General features: G+C 61.1%; 25 protein-coding genes and 2 pseudogenes. 13 read left to right on the top strand and 14 right to left on the bottom strand.

Annotated features, from left to right (window positions below; genetic code table 11):
• Positions 1 to 157: 157 nt before the first annotated feature.
• Positions 158 to 529, bottom strand: coding sequence for a hypothetical protein (locus tag ACLEJP_RS24360; RefSeq protein ID WP_440810642.1), 372 nt, complete (start codon positions 527 to 529; stop codon positions 158 to 160).
• On the opposite strand from ACLEJP_RS24360, the pseudogene ACLEJP_RS24365 reads away from it, so the two are divergent.
• Positions 500 to 565: pseudogene (locus tag ACLEJP_RS24365) on the top strand (IS66 family transposase); the annotation flags it as partial. The gene ACLEJP_RS24360 and the pseudogene ACLEJP_RS24365 sit on opposite strands and share 30 nt — an antisense overlap.
• Before the next feature lie 1188 nt (positions 566 to 1753).
• On the opposite strand, the gene ACLEJP_RS24370 reads toward ACLEJP_RS24365, so the two are convergent.
• From ACLEJP_RS24370 to ACLEJP_RS24395, 6 genes are all read right to left on the bottom strand, one after another.
• Positions 1754 to 2197: an SMI1/KNR4 family protein gene (locus tag ACLEJP_RS24370; protein ID WP_440810574.1), complete on the bottom strand. Its 444-nt coding sequence runs from the start codon at positions 2195 to 2197 to the stop codon at positions 1754 to 1756.
• Between the two features lie 76 nt (positions 2198 to 2273).
• A complete protein-coding gene (locus ACLEJP_RS24375; RefSeq protein ID WP_440810576.1) occupies positions 2274 to 2693 on the bottom strand; it encodes an SMI1/KNR4 family protein in 420 nt (139 codons plus the stop codon).
• A gap of 215 nt (positions 2694 to 2908) precedes the next feature.
• Complete coding sequence (locus tag ACLEJP_RS24380) at positions 2909 to 3331, bottom strand: hypothetical protein (RefSeq protein WP_440810578.1); 423 nt, start codon at positions 3329 to 3331, stop codon at positions 2909 to 2911.
• A gap of 26 nt (positions 3332 to 3357) precedes the next feature.
• Positions 3358 to 3924, bottom strand: coding sequence for a hypothetical protein (locus ACLEJP_RS24385; protein ID WP_440810580.1), 567 nt, complete (start codon positions 3922 to 3924; stop codon positions 3358 to 3360).
• A 196-nt stretch (positions 3925 to 4120) separates the two neighbouring features.
• On the bottom strand, positions 4121 to 5233 hold the full coding sequence (locus tag ACLEJP_RS24390) for an ankyrin repeat domain-containing protein (RefSeq protein WP_440810582.1): 1113 nt from the start codon (positions 5231 to 5233) through the stop codon (positions 4121 to 4123).
• 210 nt (positions 5234 to 5443) lie between these two features.
• On the bottom strand, positions 5444 to 6007 hold the full coding sequence (locus tag ACLEJP_RS24395) for a hypothetical protein (protein ID WP_440810584.1): 564 nt from the start codon (positions 6005 to 6007) through the stop codon (positions 5444 to 5446).
• A 284-nt stretch (positions 6008 to 6291) separates the two neighbouring features.
• Here ACLEJP_RS24395 and ACLEJP_RS24400 point away from each other — a divergent pair, with 284 nt between their 5' ends.
• Entirely contained in the window at positions 6292 to 6960 is a 669-nt protein-coding gene (locus tag ACLEJP_RS24400; RefSeq protein WP_440810586.1) for a hypothetical protein, read from the top strand.
• A 39-nt stretch (positions 6961 to 6999) separates the two neighbouring features.
• On the top strand, positions 7000 to 7623 hold the full coding sequence (locus ACLEJP_RS24405; RefSeq protein WP_440810588.1) for a hypothetical protein: 624 nt from the start codon (positions 7000 to 7002) through the stop codon (positions 7621 to 7623).
• Between the two features lie 512 nt (positions 7624 to 8135).
• Here the strand turns inward: ACLEJP_RS24405 and ACLEJP_RS24410 are convergent.
• From ACLEJP_RS24410 to ACLEJP_RS24430, 5 genes and pseudogenes are all read right to left on the bottom strand, one after another.
• Positions 8136 to 8675, bottom strand: a complete 540-nt coding sequence (locus ACLEJP_RS24410; RefSeq protein WP_440810590.1) for a hypothetical protein — start codon at positions 8673 to 8675, stop codon at positions 8136 to 8138.
• Positions 8676 to 8781: 106 nt separating this feature from the next.
• Positions 8782 to 9291, bottom strand: a complete 510-nt coding sequence (locus tag ACLEJP_RS24415; RefSeq protein WP_440810592.1) for a hypothetical protein — start codon at positions 9289 to 9291, stop codon at positions 8782 to 8784.
• A 164-nt stretch (positions 9292 to 9455) separates the two neighbouring features.
• Positions 9456 to 9782 (bottom strand): hypothetical protein, encoded by a 327-nt coding sequence (locus ACLEJP_RS24420; RefSeq protein ID WP_440810594.1) that lies wholly within the window; start codon positions 9780 to 9782, stop codon positions 9456 to 9458.
• Positions 9783 to 10138: 356 nt separating this feature from the next.
• On the bottom strand, positions 10139 to 11413 hold the full coding sequence (locus tag ACLEJP_RS24425; RefSeq protein ID WP_440810596.1) for a Y-family DNA polymerase: 1275 nt from the start codon (positions 11411 to 11413) through the stop codon (positions 10139 to 10141).
• Positions 11403 to 11658, bottom strand: a pseudogene (locus tag ACLEJP_RS24430) (LexA family protein); the annotation flags it as partial. The pseudogene ACLEJP_RS24430 and the gene ACLEJP_RS24425, both read right to left, overlap by 11 nt.
• A 291-nt stretch (positions 11659 to 11949) precedes the next feature.
• On the opposite strand from ACLEJP_RS24430, the gene ACLEJP_RS24435 reads away from it, so the two are divergent.
• Positions 11950 to 12255 carry a hypothetical protein gene (locus ACLEJP_RS24435; protein WP_440810597.1) on the top strand — a complete coding sequence of 102 codons (306 nt, stop codon included), beginning with the start codon at positions 11950 to 11952 and terminating at the stop codon, positions 12253 to 12255.
• An 84-nt stretch (positions 12256 to 12339) separates the two neighbouring features.
• Here the strand turns inward: ACLEJP_RS24435 and ACLEJP_RS24440 are convergent, their stop codons facing one another.
• Positions 12340 to 12819 carry a lysozyme inhibitor LprI family protein gene (locus ACLEJP_RS24440; RefSeq protein ID WP_440810599.1) on the bottom strand — a complete coding sequence of 160 codons (480 nt, stop codon included), beginning with the start codon at positions 12817 to 12819 and terminating at the stop codon, positions 12340 to 12342.
• Positions 12820 to 13088: 269 nt separating this feature from the next.
• Here ACLEJP_RS24440 and ACLEJP_RS24445 point away from each other — a divergent pair, with 269 nt between their 5' ends.
• The 7 genes from ACLEJP_RS24445 to ACLEJP_RS24475 all read left to right on the top strand — a co-directional run bounded on the left by ACLEJP_RS24445 (position 13089) and on the right by ACLEJP_RS24475 (position 18078).
• Positions 13089 to 13280, top strand: a complete 192-nt coding sequence (locus tag ACLEJP_RS24445) for a hypothetical protein (RefSeq protein WP_440810601.1) — start codon at positions 13089 to 13091, stop codon at positions 13278 to 13280.
• Positions 13281 to 13332: 52 nt separating this feature from the next.
• The gene (locus tag ACLEJP_RS24450) at positions 13333 to 13629 is read left to right on the top strand and encodes a hypothetical protein (protein ID WP_440810603.1); all 297 of its coding nucleotides are present in this window, start codon (positions 13333 to 13335) and stop codon (positions 13627 to 13629) included.
• 36 nt (positions 13630 to 13665) lie between these two features.
• The gene (locus tag ACLEJP_RS24455; protein WP_440810605.1) at positions 13666 to 13869 is read left to right on the top strand and encodes a hypothetical protein; all 204 of its coding nucleotides are present in this window, start codon (positions 13666 to 13668) and stop codon (positions 13867 to 13869) included.
• A gap of 26 nt (positions 13870 to 13895) precedes the next feature.
• On the top strand, positions 13896 to 14678 hold the full coding sequence (locus ACLEJP_RS24460; RefSeq protein WP_440810607.1) for an Arm DNA-binding domain-containing protein: 783 nt from the start codon (positions 13896 to 13898) through the stop codon (positions 14676 to 14678).
• Positions 14675 to 15094: an integrase gene (locus ACLEJP_RS24465; RefSeq protein WP_440810609.1), complete on the top strand. Its 420-nt coding sequence runs from the start codon at positions 14675 to 14677 to the stop codon at positions 15092 to 15094. Before ACLEJP_RS24460 ends, ACLEJP_RS24465 begins: the two co-directional genes overlap by 4 nt.
• Positions 15095 to 15126: 32 nt before the next feature.
• Positions 15127 to 16713 (top strand): ABC-F family ATPase, encoded by a 1587-nt coding sequence (locus ACLEJP_RS24470; protein WP_170029732.1) that lies wholly within the window; start codon positions 15127 to 15129, stop codon positions 16711 to 16713.
• A 186-nt stretch (positions 16714 to 16899) separates the two neighbouring features.
• Positions 16900 to 18078 carry an MFS transporter gene (locus ACLEJP_RS24475; RefSeq protein ID WP_440810611.1) on the top strand — a complete coding sequence of 393 codons (1179 nt, stop codon included), beginning with the start codon at positions 16900 to 16902 and terminating at the stop codon, positions 18076 to 18078.
• Here ACLEJP_RS24475 and ACLEJP_RS24480 read toward each other — a convergent pair.
• Positions 18040 to 19086, bottom strand: coding sequence for an alpha/beta hydrolase family protein (locus tag ACLEJP_RS24480; protein WP_440810613.1), 1047 nt, complete (start codon positions 19084 to 19086; stop codon positions 18040 to 18042). The genes ACLEJP_RS24475 and ACLEJP_RS24480 overlap by 39 nt on opposite strands.
• A 200-nt stretch (positions 19087 to 19286) precedes the next feature.
• Between ACLEJP_RS24480 and yghU the strand changes: the two genes are divergently transcribed.
• Together yghU and ACLEJP_RS24490 are read left to right on the top strand one after the other, a co-directional pair.
• The gene (gene yghU / locus ACLEJP_RS24485) at positions 19287 to 20126 is read left to right on the top strand and encodes a glutathione-dependent disulfide-bond oxidoreductase (protein ID WP_440810615.1); all 840 of its coding nucleotides are present in this window, start codon (positions 19287 to 19289) and stop codon (positions 20124 to 20126) included.
• A 140-nt stretch (positions 20127 to 20266) separates the two neighbouring features.
• Entirely contained in the window at positions 20267 to 21970 is a 1704-nt protein-coding gene (locus ACLEJP_RS24490; protein ID WP_440810616.1) for an amidase, read from the top strand.
• Positions 21971 to 21997: the final 27 nt, after the last annotated feature.

Raw genomic sequence — 21997 nt, forward strand, 5'->3', positions numbered from 1 at the left:
GCGCGGCGCTCGATCTCACAGGCAACGAAGATCTTCAGGCAAACACATCAGGCACTACGCAAGTCCCAAGGCAGTACAGAGCGCAAGGGTGCGTTCGTGAATAGCTTCGTCTCAAGTGATCAGAAGCAGGCTTGGGCACGCGCCTAAAAGGGCGTGCTCAGGTTGCATTCTTGACCAGAACTCGTCGGCCTCGACCGTCGGCGAAAGGTTGAAACGCAATAGCGCTTCTGAATTTCGAGAGCTTCGTCCAGTTTGGCGTCCGCTCGAAGATGTACCACTCATCAAAGCCTGGCGTGGGCAGTTGAGCGATATCCGTGATCAGCGGACTGAGCACTAGGTCACCTACACATTCCCAGCCGAGCTCAATCTCAGCATCGTCAAGGTTATATCGCGCGCTATCGGACCAAGCAATTGCTACATAGCGGCCCATTACGACCTGAGGAAGTTGGCGAACGAAGGTACCCAAATTGACGTCGCATCCCAAAAGGTCTATCGGATGGCTATCACCGAAATCGGCTGCATGGCCCATGCGCGCCGCAAGTTCTTCGACCTACATCTGGCGAACATGTGTTCGTCGGACGCTTACCAAGTGCCCGCCAAGGGGTAGTGTTCAATACGGCACTCATGGGGATGGCCATCGCCTTTACACGTCCCATCCAGATATCGGTAGTTGATGTGCATCAACTGGCCTTTTTTGGGCCACTGCCTGCGTGGGAGCGTGCTTTGGTAATCAGCAGTTTCCGGTACGAATGTGATAGTCGCCCCCTTTTCCGGGCATTCTGTCGTGGTCGATGCCTGGCTTACCTTCACGACCTGGGCCTGTAGCTTTGGATAGGGAAACTTCAACACATCAGTGATATGTAGCTCCATACGGCAGATTTGCCACGTCGATGCTTGTACTGGCTGGCACGCTACGAAGAAGGGAACGGCAAGTAGGGCGTAGAGAGCTGCACGGTAGTCCATTATTGGCCCTGCCTTGAATATTGATATCCGAGGCATTATCAGACGTGGACTCACCGAATCATAGGGCGATCCTGTCTCGCGCGCATTCAGACAAGTCGATGCGCGCCCAAGCCATGCAAGGTGACTTCAGCGAACGCTTACAGTGATACGCCCCCCCGGCGCGACCTTGAAGCTTTTCCGGAACCGCAACGCCGTGACTCGACTCCTTGAGGAAGGCAATGGCCAACTCCGAACCGATGCAGCGCATCCGCAGTATTGAGCCGAGTCTCGAAAAGCTGGCGCGCAACCAGGGTAGCCGAGCGGGTGATGATGCCCGACTCGAAGACGGCGGTCTTCTCTGGAGAGTTCACCGGCTCGATGTCCAGCCGGGTGCGAGGACCGGTGATGAAGCGGCTTGTCTTTCCAGCACCCGCGCTCGTCCCACCCCTTGCGATAGCTTTGAGCGGTGATGCCTTCGCTGCACTCGATCTCCACCGCTAACATCACCATGCATTTTCCTAGGGGTGTCTGGCGGTGCTAAGGGGTTGAGTTTATTCAGCAAAACACCCCTCCTGCCCCCCTCATTTCCCCGTCAGTGGTATCAAAATTGGTATCACCTGGTAGCCGCCGTTGGCTGTCCGCTTTCGACCCAAAGCGGACGTTCGTGGAGGGCAGCAAACGGCCAGAAAAAAGCAGCGTTTTTGCCCGCACAGCGGACGCTGTCTAACCGATCCGAAACAGCGCTTGCCGTGTGGACCGTGCGGGTCAACGCCGGGCAGGTGGTGGGCTGGCTGCCGGCTAGGCCTGCGGTTCAGTGGTGGCCGTCGATCCAGAACAGGCTGCGGCCGCTGTCGGCAACGATTTTCTGCAGCAGCTCGGTAAAGGAACGGGCCACCAGGGTCGTGTCATCGGCGGTCGGGTAGCTGTCCCAGAACGAGTCGTAGCAATGGCCAAAGGTTTCACCGGGGCGCAGGTCGATGGAGATGGCCTGGTCGTCGCAGGTGGCAATCACATACCAGTACTCGGACAACTCGTCGCCGATGTCCTCGCCCGCTACATGGAGGTCGGCTCGCTCCAGCTGGTCGGCCTGCTGAATGGTGAAGCTGTAGGGCGCGCCGGGGTAGAACGTGGTCTGGCCGTACTTGCGATAGAACGCCTGCAGGTCTGCCGGCAGCGAGGCATCTAGTGGCGAGGGCGCAGGTGGTGTCGAAGTGTAGTTGGCGCCTTGCATGAGGGCTTCGAGGGTGGTGTTCATCAGCCGTATCCTGAGTCGAGTTCGCGAAGGTACTTGTTCAAATGGCGCGCTGAAACGCGTCGCTTGCGCCTCTGCCCTAGGCTGCGCCAGCACGCTGCTGCAGATCATCGATCAGCTCTGCGAAGGAGTCGGATATATGGACCAGCTCGTCACCGTCGAGCAGGTGCAGGTAGACATGCCCGTGATCCTGGTCGCGCAGCGAGAGCAGGTAGCAGTTGCCATACCTGTCGGCGGCAAAAGGTACGAACTCAACCAGATGCGCGAAGCCTTCGGCGAAGGTCTGGTGCAACGCCTCGATCGGGTTGCCACCATGGGTGGCAGGGATGAACGAGTCGATACCGCTCGGGTCGGGCTCTTCGCCTTCTTCGCGCAGATAACCGCCGTTGTGCTGCCGATAGAAGCGCAGGAACGTCTCGGGCAGCTTGTCGTCGAACAAGGCCGCGAAGCGCGCGAGTTCCCCGTCACTCAGTGGCGTGCTGCAGTCGATGAGTTTCAACAAGGGGCTCCTTTTTTCGGACGTCGGTATTTGGCCACGGGGTGCACGTAGGCGCCCCATCGCCGCCTTGGCTAGGGTTCGAATGGCAGGGCGATCGCATTCCAGCATGCCTTGCGTTTTTTCTTCCAGCAATTGCCGGTGTGGGCCGTGCGGGTCAATGCCGTGCGGGTCAATGCCGGGCAGGTGGAGCTGGTTGGGCGCTGAGCCGCTGCGCCTCAGTCGGCGCTCTTGGCGAACAGCGCGCTGATTTGCCTGGCGTATTGCTGGGCCTTGGGGATGCGCAGCTGCTTGAGGTAGGCGGCAATCCCATCGCCCTGTTCAAGCAGGGCAAACTCGATCAAGTGCCCGAGCGGGAGCGTCAACGGCAGAGGCTCGTTGACGATGTTGTCCTTGCCGCCTTCGGGCTCGGTGAACATCTCGAGCTTGGCGCCAATGTAGCGCAGGCTCGCCTCGCGCTGCTGTTCGATGATGGCCAGCAGTGCGCTGGGGTCGAGCCTGGCCAGTTCCAGGCAGTGGTCGTAGAAGTCGCTCAAACCTTCTTCCAACGGCACCCGGCCGACCGGCTGGCCCAGTTGCTGCTCCAGCGTGTCGAGAAAGCTGCGGTATTGCGCCAGGGTAATCAGTTCGTCGATATGCATGGTCATTAGCCTGTGTAATTGCCGGTTCACGGATTGCCCATCACTCGCTCGAGCGAGAAGTCGAAGTCTTCGTCTGGCATGGCAGGGGGCAACTGCTGCACCGCCTGCAATCGCAAGCCGTAGCCGAACGGATTCAGGGGCGCTGCCAGTGCGCTGTATCCGCTGATGGCAACCAGATACCGGCCCGGAGCCACATCCAGGTAGTCGTTGTTCTTCAGCCGTTGCGGGTAGTTTCCGAGATAGTTGCAGAAGAACGCTGCGTCCCAGTCCATCAGCGCGCCGAGGTCCGCCGCAACCAGCACGCCCGAGGTCACATGCAGTGGCGCGCCATGGTAGGTGAAATGCCGCTGTGCGCCGACGGGTGGCAGGGCGCCTTGCTCGAGAAATACCGCGTAGTCTTCGTCGGGTATCTGGTAGATGGGGAAGACTACCCCTTCGCCGATGGCCTGGGCCCCGATCGCCTGATCGTCGATGAACAGGTCGAACACATCGCTGCCCTGGTAACCGACGCGTTGCAGGAAAGCCTGCAGCGTCAGAGGGTCGAACAGCACGATGCCAGGGGCGTACAACGTGATATTGGCGATGTTCTTCAAAGGTCACTTCCTGGAGTTTTGCCGGAGCTGGTATTTTTGCTCAAGGCCTCGCCGCCGGTACCGACCACGGCTATGGCGTAGACCACGGCCTCGGTAAGGCTGCTGAGCAGTTTGGCCATCAGCGTGAGTGCAGGATCAGGGTCGCCCTGGCGGGCGGCTGCTGGCTGTCGTGCACAAGCCGTCTCGGGTCGCCCCGCTAGGGTTCGAATGGCAGGGCGATCGCATTCCAGCGCGCCTTGCGTTTTTTCTCCACCAGCTTGGCCAGCTTTGCCGGGGTATCGACGCTGTCGAGGTTGGCCAGCGGGACGAACGTCAGCAGCTTCACCGGGTCGTCGATGGGCTGTGCCTGGCTCTGCGGGTTCCACAGGTAATCGACCACCAGCATGGCGGCCACCTGCTCAGGCCAGGTCAGGCCTGCGGCCAGGTCGCTGTCGGGCGTCACCAGCAGTCCTTGCTCGATCGGCGTCCCAGCGACCACCGAACTGGCTGCGTTGTGCAGCAGGCGCATGGGGAAGGACACGGGTGCATCGCAGGCCTGGGCGCTGGCGCTGACTGGCCAGTTGTCGGTCAGGCAGACGAACAGCTCGGTAGCCGGGGCGAAGTCTGCCAGGCCAAGGGTGAACAGCAGCTTGTAACGCCATTTGTTCTCGACGTTGGCGATCCGCAGCGACACCTCGCGCCCCTCGAACGCATAGCGATAGGCCAGCGGCAGTACCGGGCCGGCGGTGGTGTGCACGTAATCGGCGATAGCGCCCAGGTGCTGCTGCGACCAGTCGGGATTGTGCGTCACGATGGCCTGGCCACTGTGCTCTTCGAGCAAGGCCTGCAGCTCGGCGTGCTTCCACACCAGCGCGAGGTCCAGCGGCGTCTGGTGCAGATTGGCATGCAGGCGGTTCACGTCTGCCCCGGCCTGCAGAAGGCGCGCGGCCACTTCGAGGTGGCCGAAGCGGCAGGCGTTGAGCAGTGGGTTGGCCACCGCTTGCGGGTCGCCGTCGACCCGCGCCCCCTGTTGCAGCAACCAGTCGACGGTGGCCAACTGGCCGCTGCCTGCCGCTTCGGTCAGCGGCGTGACGCGCGACTCTCTAGGGGCCGGCGCATCCAGCGCCACCCCGGCAGCGTGCAAGTAGGCGCAGATGGCCAGGTTACCGCTGGCGGCGGCAATATGCATGAGGTTGCGGTAACCGGGCTGGGTATTGATCGACAGCGTGGCCAGCTCGGGCTGTTGCGCGAGTATGGCCTTGAGTTGATCCGGATCGTTCTGCTCGATAGCGACTCTGGCATTCCACATCGCTTTGGCAGTGTTCGGCATGTTTCATGGCTTCCCGTTTCTGCTGTTCTTAGGTTCTGCTGTTCGTAGAGTTGGCCGAGGGCGGGTGACTGGCCACCCTGGTTGGCACAGGCCCGCAAGCCTAGGGCGTCGCGGTCAGGACTGAACTGCGCTAGCGATCACACTTGGCTTTGATCCTGCTCGCAGCAGGCATCAAAGCCTTCCAGATCGTGACGCTGGTGCTGACTGGCTTCACCCCCAGAAAAACAGATAGATTCTGCCCAGGATGATGATCGCCACCAACCCCAGCACCAGATAGGTCATCCATGGTTTTTCGGGCGGTGGGCCATCCGGGAATTCGTCCGAACGCGTGGCCGGCATGGCCCCTTTGCGTTGCAATCGCATTTCTTCCAGGCGCTTACGCATGGCCCGGTGCTTTTTGCTGTTGATTACCAACAACCCTGCCAGAGACATGACGAGGATGCCCATTTGGCCGGCACCGGCATACCTAGTGCCGAATAAGCCAACAGCCGCGATTGCCGGGCCCAACAAGCTCGGTAATACCAACCATACTCCCCAGCGAAAACCTCGGATCAAGGCAATTTGCCCGGCGCAAATCAGCAGGAATATGATCAGCCCCGCCGCAAGTGCGTACATATGGCCGTCCGGCATACCGCGCAGGTAACCGTGCTGCCACATGGCAATACCGCCACCCCCTACAAGCATGCACAACAGACTGCCACCCATGAAGGTCGGAAAATAGCGGGCCATGAACGCCTCAAACTGCTCGGCCGACAGCCGTCCTCGATACTTCATGTCAACGCTCCTTGTCATATTTCAGATTCCATGGCCCCGTCCATGAACGGCTACGCAATGGAAGTACCCCTACGAGGCAGGGCAGTACCTTAGCAGATACCGAAGCGTCCTATGAACAGCAGGACCTACTCAGCAATCGCGGAAGTTCAGTGCCCTGGAGGATGTTGGAAATCCGGGTTCACTTGTTGCAGAATCCACTGCCGTTTGCGAGACCTGGCAATGGGCTGTCTGCACGGTGACTCTCATGGAGAAGCACTGCACCGGTTTTCAAGGAGTGAATAGACATGGACAAGATTGTCCTGAAACAACAAGACAAGGGGTTTGGTCACATCGGCGGTGGCGCCTATCTCACCGACCTCAAGCTGTGGCCGTCTAACCCCAAGACAGGCGAGCTATTGACCCCTCTGGTCACCACGACCGATCGCTTTTATGCCGGCTATCAGTGCGTACCTCCGGGTATGGCCCTCACTGTATTCATCGCAGCCCAGCAGTACCAGAGCGGAGGCTTCAACGCCGCGCTCCAGCGCCGCTATACGGTTCATCAGCAGTCAGAATTGCAGGAGCAGATCGAGAACGGATTTGCCCGCGTCATCCTGCACGATCTTGCACCCGAACCTATAGTCCCCAGCAATCCCCCGCTGCTGCTCACCCAGGCGTTCATCGACTTCGAAGAAATGACCGAGGACGAATTCGATGTGGAAATCGGCGGTGAGTTCGGCGGCATCGAGATGACCAAATCATCTGGCACGCCCAGTTGGTTGCAGGACCCCGTCTACGAATTAAGTCCTCGCTACATGTTCCATCTTCAACTGCTCGACGCAGACATTGCCGAGATCAACCCCGACCATGAGGGCATTTTCGCTGATGGCATCGGCTATGTCTTCATCGACCATCGAGCCCGGCGCGGCAAGGAAGGTGATGAAGCCGGATACTTCTACATCCAGTACACCTGACGTACGTCGGTAAATGGCTATCACAAATAGGGAGCATGGATGAAAAACGTGAATTGGTCACGGTTGCTGTTATTAGGATTGTTGAGTGCTAGTGCGTCGTCGGTAACGGCGGGCAGTGTTGCGCTAACACCAGGGCAATATGAGGGGTTGATGATTGCAATTACGCCGGACCATAAGGTTGAGGGTTATTTCTCCGAAGAGCTTGGCGATGGGGTAAGCCGGCGCTGCGCCTTCTACCTCCAGGGCCAACTCGATGACGCCTCGTCGATGCGGGTCACCACCTGGAGCCACCAGGCATTTCCCGGCAGTGTAGCGGCGACTGCTGATAGCATCGAGCTGAGGGTGCCCAAAGGGCAGGAGCACCCTGGCTGCGGCAGTGTGCTGGGGCCTATGATCAGCACCGGGCTGGCGTTGAGCCGCACCGCCAGCAAGCACTGGATCGGCCTGGCTACTGTTAGCGCCGAGAGGGCCTATCTGCAAAAAAATCGAGGCGAGGATAGCTCAAGGGGTCCCTACATCATCAAAGGCGATGTCGTGGGCTTGTTGGCCTACCAGCCAGGCTGGGCGCATGTCGAGTTTACCGGCGACGATGAACGCTCCCATATCGGCTGGATTCGGCAGGATCAGATCAATCCCCTGAAGCCGTCTGACTCATTGCGCTAGTGTGCCTTGCATACTTATGGCCAGAGCTGCTCCCGGTCAGGCCGAGGGTGAACGCAGCCCAGTCGAAGGTCCGCAATGGGTCGAAAGCAGTCGCTCCCAGAGGTCGATCGAGCCGCCCAACGGGTGCGGCCCAAGTGTAGGACCTACTCAGCGGTTTCAAGACCGTGGTGCAAGCGCCCAATCCATGCGGCGTCAAGAGCACAATCGGTTCCAAAACAAAGACGAAACATCACGGCTACAGGCCGCATACTGCAAGGGTCGCCGTTTCAGTTTTGGAATCGATTTTCGCTCTCTTCCGGCGCCCTGCCGACCTCCTCCCAACCCCTTTACGTCCTGAAGTCAAACCCTTCTGGTAACTGCGTCGTCACGTAGTGCGCCAGGTAGTGGTCCAGCACAGTTTCTGGATCATTTAGCGTCCGGTAATCGGCAAAATTATCGTCCTTGACGTGATAGACCTTCCCGTCTCGCTTTTCTTCGTCAAGAAACAGGGCATCGCCCGCATCAGTCAACAGTCAGCAATGCAAATAGTGCTCGGAGTTCGCGTGGATGCTTTTGACGAAATTCCTGATCACGGCCTTCTTCACCCCACGCAACACTCGATAGCGTTCGATTGCCAGACGTCCGCTGTAGGAAAACGGGGAGTTTGTCCACCCGCGGGACAGATAGAAACGATCAGTCAGCATAAAGGACCAGAAATAGCGATACAGTTCCTTCCAGCGGGGAGGCAGCATCGCACAGTTCCGTTCGAATGCGAGCCCCTCTGTTTCAAGTGATTCAGGTGCTAGGTAGAAGAACAGATTCTGTCCGCGCCCTTCAGCCGCCAGCGATGCCAACCAGGTCCCTTCAAAAAGTTCGAAAAGCACTATCGGTACCGCATACTCCTGTTCGATCGCCGCCACAGTACGAGGAAAGGCCGCGGCAAAGCCAGGAAATATTTCACCGACGGAGGCGCCAAGTTTATCGACCACCACGCTGTTCACGTGCGGCCGCTGGGCCTCGCCAACATGGGCTGCGCTCGTGCACACTAAATCGTACCCATCCTTGTCAAGCATCATCTATCCCTATTCGAGTTCCGACTAGAAAGCCTGTATCGGCCGTACGCATCCTTTCTCCAGCTCAGGCATAAGCACGACCAGATATGGTTTGAGTGCCACCACCTCACCATCCGCCAATGGGAAACGCTGAGGCGGTACACAGCGCCAAGGTGCGTTCGTAAACAGCTTCATCTCGAGTGATCAGAAGCAGGCTTGGGCATGCGCCTAGAAGGGCATGCTCAGGTTGCAGTTCTTCAATTTGCGACCAGAAGTCGTCGGCCTCGACGCCATCGGCGAAAGGTTGAAACGCGATAGCTCTTCTGAATTTCGAGAGCTTCGTCCAGTCCGGCATACGCTCGAAGATATACCACTCATCAAAGCCAGGCGTGGGTAGTTGAGCGATATCCTTGATCAGCGGACTGAGCACTAGGTCACCAACACATTCCCAGCCGAGCTCAATCTCAGCAGCGCTAAGGTTGTATTGCGCGCTATCGGACCAAGCAATTGCTACATAGCGGTCCATTACGACCTGAGGAAGTTGGCGAACGATGGTGCCCAAATTGACGTCGCATCCAGTGTTCCAGTCAAGCGTGCGGTAGTCACCGTGTGCACCGGTGCGGAGTTCGGCTTCCATATGTACTCCAAAGTGAATTAGCGATGACGCAGGGGCCGGTAAGTGCCCGACGCCCAAGGCCTGCTAAGCGTCGACGGCGGTCAATCACGAGGGCTGGGTTTAGACAAATCAGGCCCGCTATAAACAAGGGCAGTAGTCAGCTAGTAATGGGCGCTTGGTAAAGGTCAATTCCAAATCACTATCGAATGACCTTGCTCGTAAAGAGCCATTGCCTCAGGCCCTGTCCATGCGTCAGGGTGCACGTTGACACGGATGGAGCCTTGGCCCAAGGCCAATACGATCACATTGGACGCTTCATCTTCATGGATTTCGCAGAGGGTACAACCTTTGAGATCGGCAAAGCTCACGCCTTCACATAGGAATGGATTGTAGACAGATAAAACAGCACCATCTGACAAAACGATCTGAAGGTAACCCTCAACCATCAGCGCGCTTTTAATGACCAAATTAACAGTATGCGTTCGCAAATTTTTACTCCCGGGGATGTGCATCGTTAGCTTCTCGGCCTACGTTCCCGCCTTATTCAAATCCAATCTTGAATCTCTGATGCACAATGGAGTCCTTGCCATGTGTTGTTCGGGCGCAGGACGTTATCGGAAATCGCTTCTATCAACAAGACCGCGATGGTAAGCAGGACTGCCCTCAAGCCACTGCTATTCAGGCAGCCTCTTCATCTCCAATCAGCGCCCACAACCTAGCCGCCTCGGCAAACTCCAACATGTCGGCCAACTGGCCCGCATCAACGTCGCCGCGTCGGTGCGCAGAAAGCGCGAGCTCGGCAAGCACCCCGGATCGGCGATCAGAGCGGGTTGATCATTGAGTTCGGCCAACCAGGCCGCTGGCAGACTCAACATTTGACCGTCCACAGTTGATCGATCCGCGTTGTATAGGATTGGCTCATCATCTCCCTCCTCATACCCCAGTCCGGAGTTGCCGGTACGCTGGCAGCTCGCATTGTCCCCCTCCCCCAGCGCTCATTGATATCATCCATCACCTGCATCAGCCGGTCACATGCCACCGATTGCTTGAGCGCGAACAAATCCTCTGAAAACTCACTTGGTTGTCGCAGGTCCATCAGCAGCACCTCGGCCTTGCTGTAGCGGAACCCGGGCCTAAAAATCCGCCCGACCGCATCGGTGGCCAGTCGAGTCATCAGCAGCGTGTCGCAGGTTGGGTATGGAAGCTCTACCAACGCACCCTGGGCGTGATGTGCCTCCTCCGGATTGAACATCCCGGTACGGATGCTAATTCGCATACGCTTGCAAACTGACCCTTGAGCCCGGAGTTTCTCCGCGGCGCGGCCAACGTAAGTGGCCACGGCCTGTTTGATCGGTGCCAGATCAGTCAGCCGCTTTCCGAACATTCGACTGCAGCAGATCTCCTGCTTCGGCGGTTCGGCCTCGTCCAGTTCAAGGCATGGCGTGCCAGCGAGCTCTCGGGCCGTCTTCTCAACCACAACGCTGAACTTCTCGCGAAGTGTCCAGGCATCAGCTTTGGCAAGGTCCATGGCTGTGCGGATGCCCATCGCTTCAAGGTGAGCGGTCATACGCCGACCAATGCCCCATACTTCCTTCACCTCGGTATTGCGCAACACCCAATCGCGCTTGAACGGATCGGTGATGTCGACGACGCCACCTGTCTGCGCCAGCAGGCGCTTGGCGGTGTGATTGGCCAGTTTCGCAAGCGTCTTGGTTCCGGCGATCCCGACACCCACAGGAATCCCCGTGCACTGGAAGATCCTCGAGCGCAGCTTTCGCCCGAACTGGGTCAGGTTTTCCTGAATGCCGGAGAGGTCAGCGAAACACTCGTCGATGCTGTAGACCTCTGTTGCTGGCACCATCGATTCGATCAGCGTCATGACGCGCTCGCTCATGTCGCCGTACAAGGCATAGTTGCTGCTGAAGGCCATGATGCCATGTCGGCGCAGCTTGTCCTTTGCCTGGAAGAAGGGCTCGCCCATCTTCACAAAAGGCTTGGCGTCATACGACCTGGCGATCACGCACCCGTCGTTGTTGCTCAACACGACGATCGGAGTCTTGGCGAGGTCCGGGCGAAACACGCGCTCGCAGCTCGCGTAGAACGAGTTGCAGTCGATCAGCGCAAACACATGGTCACTGCGCATGGTCACGAACGCTGTAACGCACAACGCCCCATATCACGAGCTCGTCGCCTTCCATGATGTACCGCGGCGGGTATGCCGGGTTCTCGGACTTCAGGATGACCACCCCATCGCGGCGGTGCAGGCGCTTGCAAACTGGCTCGCTGTTAACCGCAGCAATCACCACATCGCCGTGTTCAGCCTCGCGGCCGCGGTCGACGATGACGATGTCAGATGCCCGCTCCTTGCATGCTGTCGCCTTCCACTTCCCTACACCCGCACTGGCGCCTAGGCGCTGGATTGATGGCATGAGCTGTGACAGATCCTTCAACACAGGGCCGAGACATGTGGATCATGCTTCGGCCAACCTTCGATGATGTGGCAACAGCCAATGGGTTCTCGGGCCCGCTCGAAAAGGCTCAACTTTAGGCTGGATTCATGGCCGCAGCGAATGGGGCGATGCACGCCCAGGTCGGTTCCGGCCAAGCTCGCATCATTAACGATGGCATCCAGGCGGCACTCGTGGATGTCGCACACAGCAAGATCCAAGTGGTGAAGCCATGACCGACCTGATCGAAGCTAAGATGTCCACCTACTTCCTGCAGGCCGCCATCGACGTACAGGCCGAGCGCGGCAAGCAGTACGACGCACCGGACGGCACTCTCAGCATGGTGAAGACGGTCCAAGCCTTCAACGCCATAACCGGCCACGATCTGACCGAAGCAGAAGGCTGGCTGCTGATGCAGATCGTCAAGGACGTGCGCCAGTGGCAGAACCCCGACAAATACCACGAGGCCAGCGCGTTGGATGGCGTGGCGTACGCCTCACTGAAGGCTGAGGCCCTGGCCGCTGGAGACAAGCCATGAAAACTTTCGGAGAAATGATCGCGGCGGCGAAATCGGGCGACCGGCCTGACTACGACGACCTGCGCCTATCAATCACCATCAAAATCACCATTGGTCCAGGTCGTGGAGACGTTGTATCTGGTGCTTGTACTCGCACACTATCTGATAGGTAGCGCTCGCGGTCCCAGTGATGAGAGTACCTACCACACCGCAATCTGCCTCTACGAACTGCTCCCACGCTGCCTGCGCCTGGGGCATCATGGCCGGTACATTTTTCGGGAGCCAGCCTTTATCGACGTACTCCTTTGCGGTGGCCAGGGCCTTCTGGTACTTCTCTTTCACCGCATCCTTAGCAGCCTCCCGCATTGCATATGCGCAATGACCTGAATCCTGGGTGGTTTTGGTCTCCGGCTTCCTCAAGCACTGCTGCCAATCGGCCTCCAGCTTCGCCGCGTACTGACGCACCGCTGCATCTCGTGCTGCATTCTCTGCTTCTTCCCCGTGCAGCTCGGCGTGGGCTGTGCCCACTACTACCAGCACTACCAGCACCGCGCCTGCGATACCGGCCTTGATAGCGGCCTTCATTTTTCTCATTTCCCTGAGTGATAGCCCGTCCGGCGTGGTGCCGTTCCAGGCGGGTTTGGCTCGGCCAAAAGCCGGGCTGAGGTGATCCCTGACGCATTATATGCGTTGCCATCACCATCGAGCTGGGGCACCGCAACATTTCAACCGCAATCAAGGCCCTGATCAGAGAGCGCGAACAGCTTCGGCAAGATCGAGACGCCCTGCTGGAGGACACCTTCTATGGCCCTACCCCTGATGTACATGGCCTACCTGATCTGCAGGGGGCCACGATGATCCCGCATACAGGCTGGCTAAGGCGCCAGCTTGAGTCGGCGCTGATCCTGCTGGCCGCCTGGATCCTTGGCGGCCGCAACGTCACCAGGTCCGGGGTCGTCTCGCGCCGGGACAACAACGAGATGTTCGAGATGGTCGGCGACCTACGCGCCATCGCCCGCCGCATCCGCAAGCAGTACAGCGAGTAACCTCTCCCCCTACAACTCAAGCCCGCCGACATGCGCGGGCATGGAGAGACTCATGCTGAATTTCCTGACCCGCTTGTTCAAACGTAAGAAGAAGCCGGAGCACCGTCCGGCCATAGGCCCAACCGGTTTCGCGCGCGGCCATAGCCCGGCAGCCGGTCGGCAAGATCCGATGCTTGATCCGCTGAGCCCGTTGAGCCCGGTCAGCCCGCTACATCCCGCTTACCAGGTCGACAGCTATGAGCCGGCGCGTTCAATTGGCTCGTGCTCAAGCCGCGACTACAGCAGCTACTCGTCGAGCGACAGCAGCAGTTCTAGCGACAGCGGATCCAGTTCCAGCAACTGCGACTGACACCAACATGCCGCCATCGGCGGCGTGGAGACCAACATGCATTCAAAAAGGAAGAAGCCGGGCGATGGACACGTCGGGCAGGAACAAGCCGTTGCCCAGGAAATGGACAAGGTGACGGAGGAAAGGATGGCCGAACTGCTGGGGATCACGCTGCGAGCGTTCCAGACCCGGCGCCAGCGCGGGAAAATCCCCGAAGGCGTCTGGAACAAGAACGGCCGCAACATCATGTACAGCAGATGAAGATATGAGGAATGGCTCGAAAGCCTATGGGTCTGCCCCCTGGAATTGAAATCCGGGGAGACTCGCTCCGAATCCGTTTCACTTGGAACGGTGAGCGTCGCGGTGAAACCCTTGCCCATCCCCCGACGGCGCAGGGCATCCGCGCCGCCAGCCGTGTACGTGATCAAGTAGTCAACCTGATCCGCCACAACCTGCTGGATGAAGAGAAGTGTGCCGAGCTCTTCCCGGGCTCGGAGGTGGCCAAGCGCTCCGCTGAGGCCATACCGAGCCTGGGCGACTACTCACAGATGTGGCTCAACAGCCGGCACATCGTGAAGGGGACCCGCGACAACTACGTCAGCACCTTGAAGCTGTACTGGATGCCATACCTGGGCCTGCGCCGGATCGACATGATCACACCGACGATGCTGCGGGGAGTAATCTCGCAAATCCAGTGGACTTCGGCCGGCGTTAAGCGCAATGCGATCATCAAGCTGGCCAGCATCTTCAAGACCGCCATGCTTGACGGCCTGATCACCAAGAACCCAACGGCCTCGCTCGACAAGCCAACGGCGGTGAAGAAGGTCGTCGACCCTTATACCCGCGCTGAAGCGGAAGCGATCATTGAGCATCCTTATGCTACGTGCCAAAAGTACGCTCAAATCTATGCCGCCTTCTTCGAGTTCTGCTTCTTCACCGGCCTGCGGCCTGGCGAGGCAATGGGCCTGCAGTGGCAGGACATCAATCTTGAGGAGCGCACGGCAACAATCCAGCGCATCATCGTTGATCGCAAGCCTGCAGACAGGACGAAGACAAAGTACCACCGGTGATGTTGCTGAATGACCGAGCGCTCAACGCCTTGAGACAGGCCCAGCGCCTGGCCGACTTGAGGCGGATGGCTTCAAAGTCGGCCTATCCTTCAAGCCCATTTGTATTCCAGCCGAGCAAAGGTGGGCTGTGGATCAACGAACCAAGTGTTACAATCCGCCACTTCAAAGCAGCGCTCAAGGCGCTGGACATCCGTGAACGCCGGCAGTACGACACCCGCCACACCTACGCAACCATGTGCCTGATGGCTGGGATGAACCCCGCGTTCATCGCGAACCAGCTCGGCCATAACGTCGAGATGTTGCTCTCTACCTACGCGAAATGGATCAGCTCCTCCTCGGACTGGAGGGAGCTGGAGAAGCTGCCGCCCCGAGTCGAATTGGCCCAAAATTGGCCCAAAACTGACGAGAGGGCCTAAATACACCTCTGGAACCCCCGCAGGACAAGCACTTGATTTCTACCGCCAATATCACCATGCAGTTCGGCTCCAAGCCGCTGTTTGAAAACGTTTCCGTCAAATTCAACAACGGCAACCGCTACGGCCTGATCGGCGCCAACGGTTGCGGCAAGTCGACCTTCATGAAGATCCTCGGCGGTGACCTGGAGCCGTCCGCCGGCCAGGTCATGCTCGAGCCGAACACGCGCCTGGGCAAGCTGCGCCAGGACCAGTTCGCCTACGAGGAATTCACCGTGATCGACACGGTGATCATGGGCCACGCCCAGCTGTGGAAGGTCAAGGCCGAACGCGACCGCATCTATTCGCTGCCGGAAATGACCGAGGAAGACGGCATGGCCGTCGCCGAGCTGGAAACCGAGTTCGCCGAAATGGACGGCTACACCGCCGAATCACGCGCCGGTGAACTGTTGCTGGGCCTGGGCATTCCACTGGAGCAGCACTTCGGCCCGATGAGCGAAGTGGCCCCTGGCTGGAAGCTGCGTGTGCTGCTGGCCCAGGCGCTGTTCTCGGACCCGGACGTGCTGCTGCTCGACGAACCGACCAACCACCTGGACATCAACACCATCCGCTGGCTGGAAAACATCCTCACCGCGCGTAACAGCACCATGGTGATCATTTCCCACGACCGCCACTTCCTCAACAGCGTCTGCACCCACATGGCCGACCTGGACTACGGCGAGCTGCGCCTGTTCCCGGGCAACTACGACGAGTACATGACCGCCGCTACCCAGGCGCGCGAGCAACTGCTGGCCGACAACGCCAAGAAGAAAGCGCAGATCGCCGAGCTGCAGACCTTCGTCAGCCGCTTCTCGGCCAACGCCTCCAAGGCCAAGCAGGCCACCTCGCGCGCCAAGCAGATCGACAAGATCCAGCTGGCCGAGGTCAAGCCATCGAGCCGGGTGAGCCCGTTCATCCGTTTCGAGCAGACCAAGAAGCTGCACCGCCAGGCCGTGACCGTCGAGAAAATGTCCAAGGCGTTCGACGACAAGGTGCTGTTCAAGGACCTGGGCTTCACCATCGAAGCCGGCGAGCGCGTGGCGATCATCGGCCCCAACGGTATCGGCAAGACCACCCTGCTGCGCACCCTGGTCGGTGAAATGACCCCGGACAAGGGCGAAGTGAAGTGGACCGACAGCGCCGAAGTGGGCTACTACGCCCAGGACCACGCGCACGACTTCGAAGAAGACATGACCCTGTTCGACTGGATGGGCCAGTGGACGTCCGGCGAGCAGGTGATCCGCGGCACCCTCGGGCGCATGCTGTTCTCCAACGACGAGATCCTCAAGTCGGTGAAGGTGATCTCCGGTGGAGAGCAAGGCCGCATGCTGTTCGGCAAGCTGATCCTGCAGAAACCGAACGTGCTGGTCATGGACGAGCCGACCAACCACCTGGACATGGAATCGATCGAGGCGCTGAACCTGGCGCTGGAAAACTACCCGGGCACCCTGCTGTTCGTCAGCCACGACCGGGAGTTCGTGTCGTCCCTGGCCACTCGCATCATCGAGCTGTCGGCCGATGGCGTGGTGGACTTCAGCGGCACCTACGATGACTACCTGCGTAGCCAGGGTGTGCTGGTCTGATTGAAGGGTAAGGCCTGGCCATTTGCGTGGCCGGGCCTGCCTCTTGGCAGATGAACCTGCGAACAATCCACCCCCCTATCCCCCAAGCTGCCCCCCTGCGACGAATAATTCGTTAGCCTGCTTTCTTTTCCGCCACGCAACGGCCATGATGGGACCACGCCCAACCGCCCGCCCGCGAACGAGCCCATGACCGCGCAACAACCTGCCGCCGGCATCACCCGGCAGATCCTGTCGATCGTCTTCTATACCTTCATTGCCTTTCTCTGCATCGGCTTGCCGATCGCCGTGCTGCCCGGCCATGTGCACGACCAGCTGGGCTATGGCGCAATCGTCGCCGGTGCGACCATCGGCCTGCAGTACCTGGCCACCCTGCTCAGCCGCCCGTTTGCCGGGCGGGTGGCGGACACCCTGGGCGGGAAACGGGCCATTCGCTTCGGTCTGCTGGGGATCGCCGGCTGCGGGCTACTGACGTTGCTGTCGGCCCTGACCGTGACGCTACCGCTGCTGAGCCTGGCACTGCTGCTCGGCGGCCGCTTGCTGCTGGGTATCGCTCAAGGGCTGATCGGCGTGGCCACGTTGAGCTGGGGCATCAGCCAGGTCGGCCCCGAGCACACCGCGCGGGTGATCTCCTGGAACGGTATCGCTTCCTACGGTGCCATCGCGATTGGCGCGCCCCTCGGCGTGCTGGCGGTAGATGGGCTGGGCTTCAGCGTGCTGGGGCCAGCGCTGCTGCTACTGGCGCTGCTGGCCCTGCTGGTGCTGCGCAAGCGCTCGGCGGTGGCCGTGGTCCGCGGCGAGCGCCTGCCGTTCTGGTCGGCCTTCGGGCGGGTCGCGCCGTGCGGCCTGGGCCTGACCCTCGCGTCGATCGGCTACGGCACCCTGACCACCTTCGTTACCCTTTACTACCTGGAGCAAGGCTGGGTCGGCGCAGCCTGGTGCCTGAGTGCCTTTGGCCTGTGTTTCATCCTTTCGCGGCTGCTGTTCGTCAACGCCGTCAACCGGTTTGGTGGCTACAACGTCGCCGTGGCCTGCATGGCCACCGAAGTGCTCGGGCTGAGCCTGCTGTGGCTGGCACCTTCGCCGCCGTGGGCACTGGTTGGTGCCGGCCTTACCGGCGTCGGCCTGTCGCTGGTGTACCCCGCGCTGGGCGTGGAGGCGATCAGGCAGGTGCCTGCCAGCAGCCGTGGCGCCGGGCTGGGCGCCTACGCGGTGTTCTTCGACATGGCCCTGGCCATCGCCGGGCCGCTGATGGGGGCACTTGCCGTACACCTGGGTTATGCATTGGTCTTCGCCGTGGCGGCCCTGCTGGCCCTGGCCGGCGTCGGCCTAACGCTGTGGCTGGCGCGGCAGGCTCGCCGCGGCTGAGCGCTCGGCCGGTTGCGGCGCGCCCAGCGCCTGGCTGAAGAACGCTGCGGTTTCGCGCTGCAGCGAATGGTGGATATCGCGGCGGTCGACACCTTCGGCGTCCTTGCACAACGCCGGCATGCGCGCGTATTGCTCGCTGTCGCAATGGGCCATGAACACGAAATGCCCGGCACCGGCCAGCAGGCGGTAGTCCGGAGTGACCGGCAGCTTGCGGGCCAAGGCTTCAGCATTACGATCCACCGCCACCAGCTGGTCGCGGTCACCGCTGTAGATCAACACCGGCAAGCGCACCCCGGCCAGGGTACGGCGGTCGAACAACAAGCTCAGCGGTGCCATCAGCATCACCGCGCCCACCCGCTGGTCCGCCATGGGCGCCAGCTCGCTGCGGTCGGCAATCAGTACCCCGTGCGTCCTGCAGGCATCGGCGTCGTTCGGGCGCTCCAGGCAATACTGGCGCAGGCGGTCCAGGTCAGGGCGCGCACCGGAAAGTATCAAGGCGGTTTCACCGCCGGCCGAATAGCCGATCACCCCCACCTTGCCGTCGTTCAGGCTAGGCCCCAGCAAGGCATCCGCGCGAGCTGCAGTGATCGCGGCACTGACTTGCAGCGGCCGGCCATAGAGGTTGCTCAGGGTCCCCAGGCGGCTGTGATCGCGGGCATTGTCCCCCGGGTGCACCACCGCCACCACCACAAACCCCCGACGCGCCAGCGAGGTGGCCAGGTAATGCAAGGCCAGCGGGCTGCCGGTATTGCCATGCGACAGCACCAGCAAGGGGAACTGGCCCAACGCTACCGGCGCTTCTTCAGCCACGTCGATCGGGTAGCCCTCCAGGCGCCGGCTGCGGGTTTTGCCAACGGCCGGGTAGAACGCCAGTGCCTGCATGGGCCGGGCGTCAACCGGGTCGGGCAAGCGCATCTGGTGCAGGCCGGCAACCCAGGGCGTGGCCTCGGCCTGGGTCAGCAGGCCGCCGAACAGCGCCAGGGCCAGCAGGCAGCGTGGGAGAGTCATCGGCCGGCGGTTCCTTGCAGGGCGAAGCGATGATCCAGCATAGAACCGGGCTGGCCAGTGGCGGATGAAACCTGGATTAAACCGCTGTCATGCGCATCGCGCTTGCGCAAGGTGCATTTGCGCTTTTCCTCGAACCCGTGGCATAGATACAGGCCGACGTCTTCAAGTGTTCCTATCGCGCCACTCAAGGAGATTCATGCATGAGCAAGCCCGCCTACGTGCCACCCAAGGTCTGGCGCAACGACGCAGCGTCCGGCGGCCAGTTCGCCAGCATCAACCGCCCGGTTGCCGGCCCGACACACGACAAGGACCTGCCGCTGGGCAAGCACCCGCTGCAGTTGTACTCACTGGCCACGCCCAATGGCGTCAAGGTCACCATTGCCCTGGAAGAACTGCTCGCCCTGGGCCACCAAGGCGCCGAATATGATGCCTGGCTGATCCGCATCGGCGAAGGTGAGCAATTTTCCAGCGGTTTCGTCCAGGTCAACCCCAACTCGAAGATCCCCGCACTGCTCGACCGCAGCGTCGAGCCGCCGGTGCGGGTGTTCGAGTCGGGCTCGATCCTGCTGTACCTGGCAGAAAAATTCGGCGCCCTGCTGCCCCAGGCGCCAGCGGCCCGCACCGAGAGCCTGAACTGGCTGTTCTGGCAGATGGGGGCGGCACCTTACCTGGGCGGTGGCTTTGGCCACTTCTATGTCTACGCGCCGGAAAAGTTCGAATACGCGATCAACCGCTTCACCATGGAAGCCAAGCGCCAACTGGATGTGCTCAATCGGCGCCTGGCGGAAAGCCGCTACCTGGGCGGCGAGCAATACAGCATCGCCGATATCGCCGTGTGGCCATGGTATGGCCAGTTGGTGCGCGGCAACCTGTATGGCGCGGCGGAGTTCCTGGCGGTGGACGAGTACCCGCATGTGCAGCGCTGGGCCGAGGAAATTGCCCTGCGGCCGGCCGTACAGCGCGGCAGCCGGGTGAACCGCACCTGGGGGGATGAGAGCAGCCAGGTGCCAGAGCGGCACGCGGCGTCCGACCTGGACTGAGAGGCGGTCGGGGGCCGTTACCCGGCCCCGACAATGCCCGCCTGCATGAAACCATTTGCCCCCGCGCAAACCTGCGCCGGCCAGGCCCTTCTTGTACACTCCTCGCATTAGCCCCCACCTGCACATTTTTTGGTGAAAGCATGATCGAGGTAACCGAGGTTTCCATTGCCGAGTTGCGCGACGCACTCGAGTCGGGCCGCACGACGGCGGTCGAACTGGTCAAGGCCTACCTGGCGCGCATCGACGCCTATGACGGCGCCGACACCGCCACCGCCTTGAACGCCGTGGTAGTGCGCAACCCGCAGGCACTGGCCGAGGCCGAGGCCTCCGACGCCCGCCGCGCCAACGGCCAGCTGCTGAGCCCGCTGGACGGCATCCCCTACACGGCCAAGGACAGCTACCTGGTCAAAGGGCTGACCGCTGCTTCCGGCAGCCCGGCGTTCAAGGACCTGGTCGCCCAGCGCGACGCCTTCACCATCGAGCGCCTGCGTGCCGCCGGCGCCATCTGCCTGGGCAAGACCAACATGCCACCGATGGCCAACGGCGGCATGCAGCGCGGGGTGTACGGCCGTGCCGAAAGCCCTTACAACGCCAATTACCTGACCGCACCGTTCGCCTCAGGCTCGTCCAACGGTGCCGGCACCGCCACTGCAGCCAGCTTCAGCGCCTTCGGCCTGGCCGAGGAGACCTGGTCCAGCGGCCGTGGCCCGGCGTCCAACAATGGCTTGTGCGCCTACACGCCGTCGCGCGGGGTGATCTCGGTGCGCGGTAACTGGCCGCTGACGCCGACCATGGACGTGGTGGTGCCGTACGCCCGTACCATGGCCGACCTGCTGGAAATCCTCGACGTGGTGGTCGCCGACGACGCCGACAAGCGCGGCGACCTGTGGCGCCTGCAACCCTGGGTGCCGATCCCGGCAGCGTCCCAGGTGCGCCCCGCCAGCTACCTCGACCTGGCCGTGGATGCCAGCGCGCTCAAGGGCAAGCGCTTTGGCGTGCCGCGCATGTACATCAATGCCGACCCCGAGGCTGGCACGTCCGAAAAGCCTGGCATCGGTGGCCCGACCGGCCAGCGCATCAATACTCGCGCCAGCGTGATCGACCTGTGGCAACAGGCACGCCAGGCGCTCGAGGCGGCCGGCGCCGAAGTACTGGAAGTGGACTTCCCCTTGGTGTCCAACTGCGAAGGCGACCGCCCGGGCGCGCCGACCGTGTACAACCGCGGCATCGTCAGCAAGGCGTTCCTGCATGACGAACTGTGGGAACTGTCCGGCTGGGCATTCGACGACTTCCTGCGCGCCAATGACGACCCCAGGCTCAACCGCCTGGCCGATGTCGATGGCGCGCTGATCTTCCCCCACGACCCGGGCACCCTGCCCAACCGTGAGGATGACCTGGCGGCTGGCATGGACGAATACGTCAACATGGCCAAGCGCGGCCTGAAGACCTGGGACCAGATCGAGACCCTGCCCGACGGCCTGCGCGGCCTGGAAAAGACCCGCAAGATCGACCTGGAAGACTGGATGGACAACCTGGGCCTGGACGCGGTGCTGTTCCCCACCGTGGCCGACGTGGGCCCGGCGGATGCCGATGTCAACCCGGTTTCGGCCGACATCGCCTGGAGCAATGGCGTCTGGGTGGCCAACGGCAACCTGGCGATCCGCCACCTGGGCGTACCGACCGTGACCGTGCCGATGGGCGTCATGGCCGACATCGGCATGCCGGTCGGGCTGACCTTCGCTGGCCGGGCTTACAGCGACAACGCGCTGCTCAGCTTCGGTGCAGCCTTCGAGGCGACCGGCTCGCGCCGGATGATCCCGCCGCGCACGCCGCCGTTGGGCTAAAGCAACAGCGGGCCGCTTGGCGGCCCA

Origin of the sequence: Pseudomonas sp. SMV7 (genome assembly GCF_052041995.1) — a bacterium.
In the GTDB taxonomy this organism is placed as follows: Bacteria; Pseudomonadota; Gammaproteobacteria; order Pseudomonadales; family Pseudomonadaceae; genus Aquipseudomonas.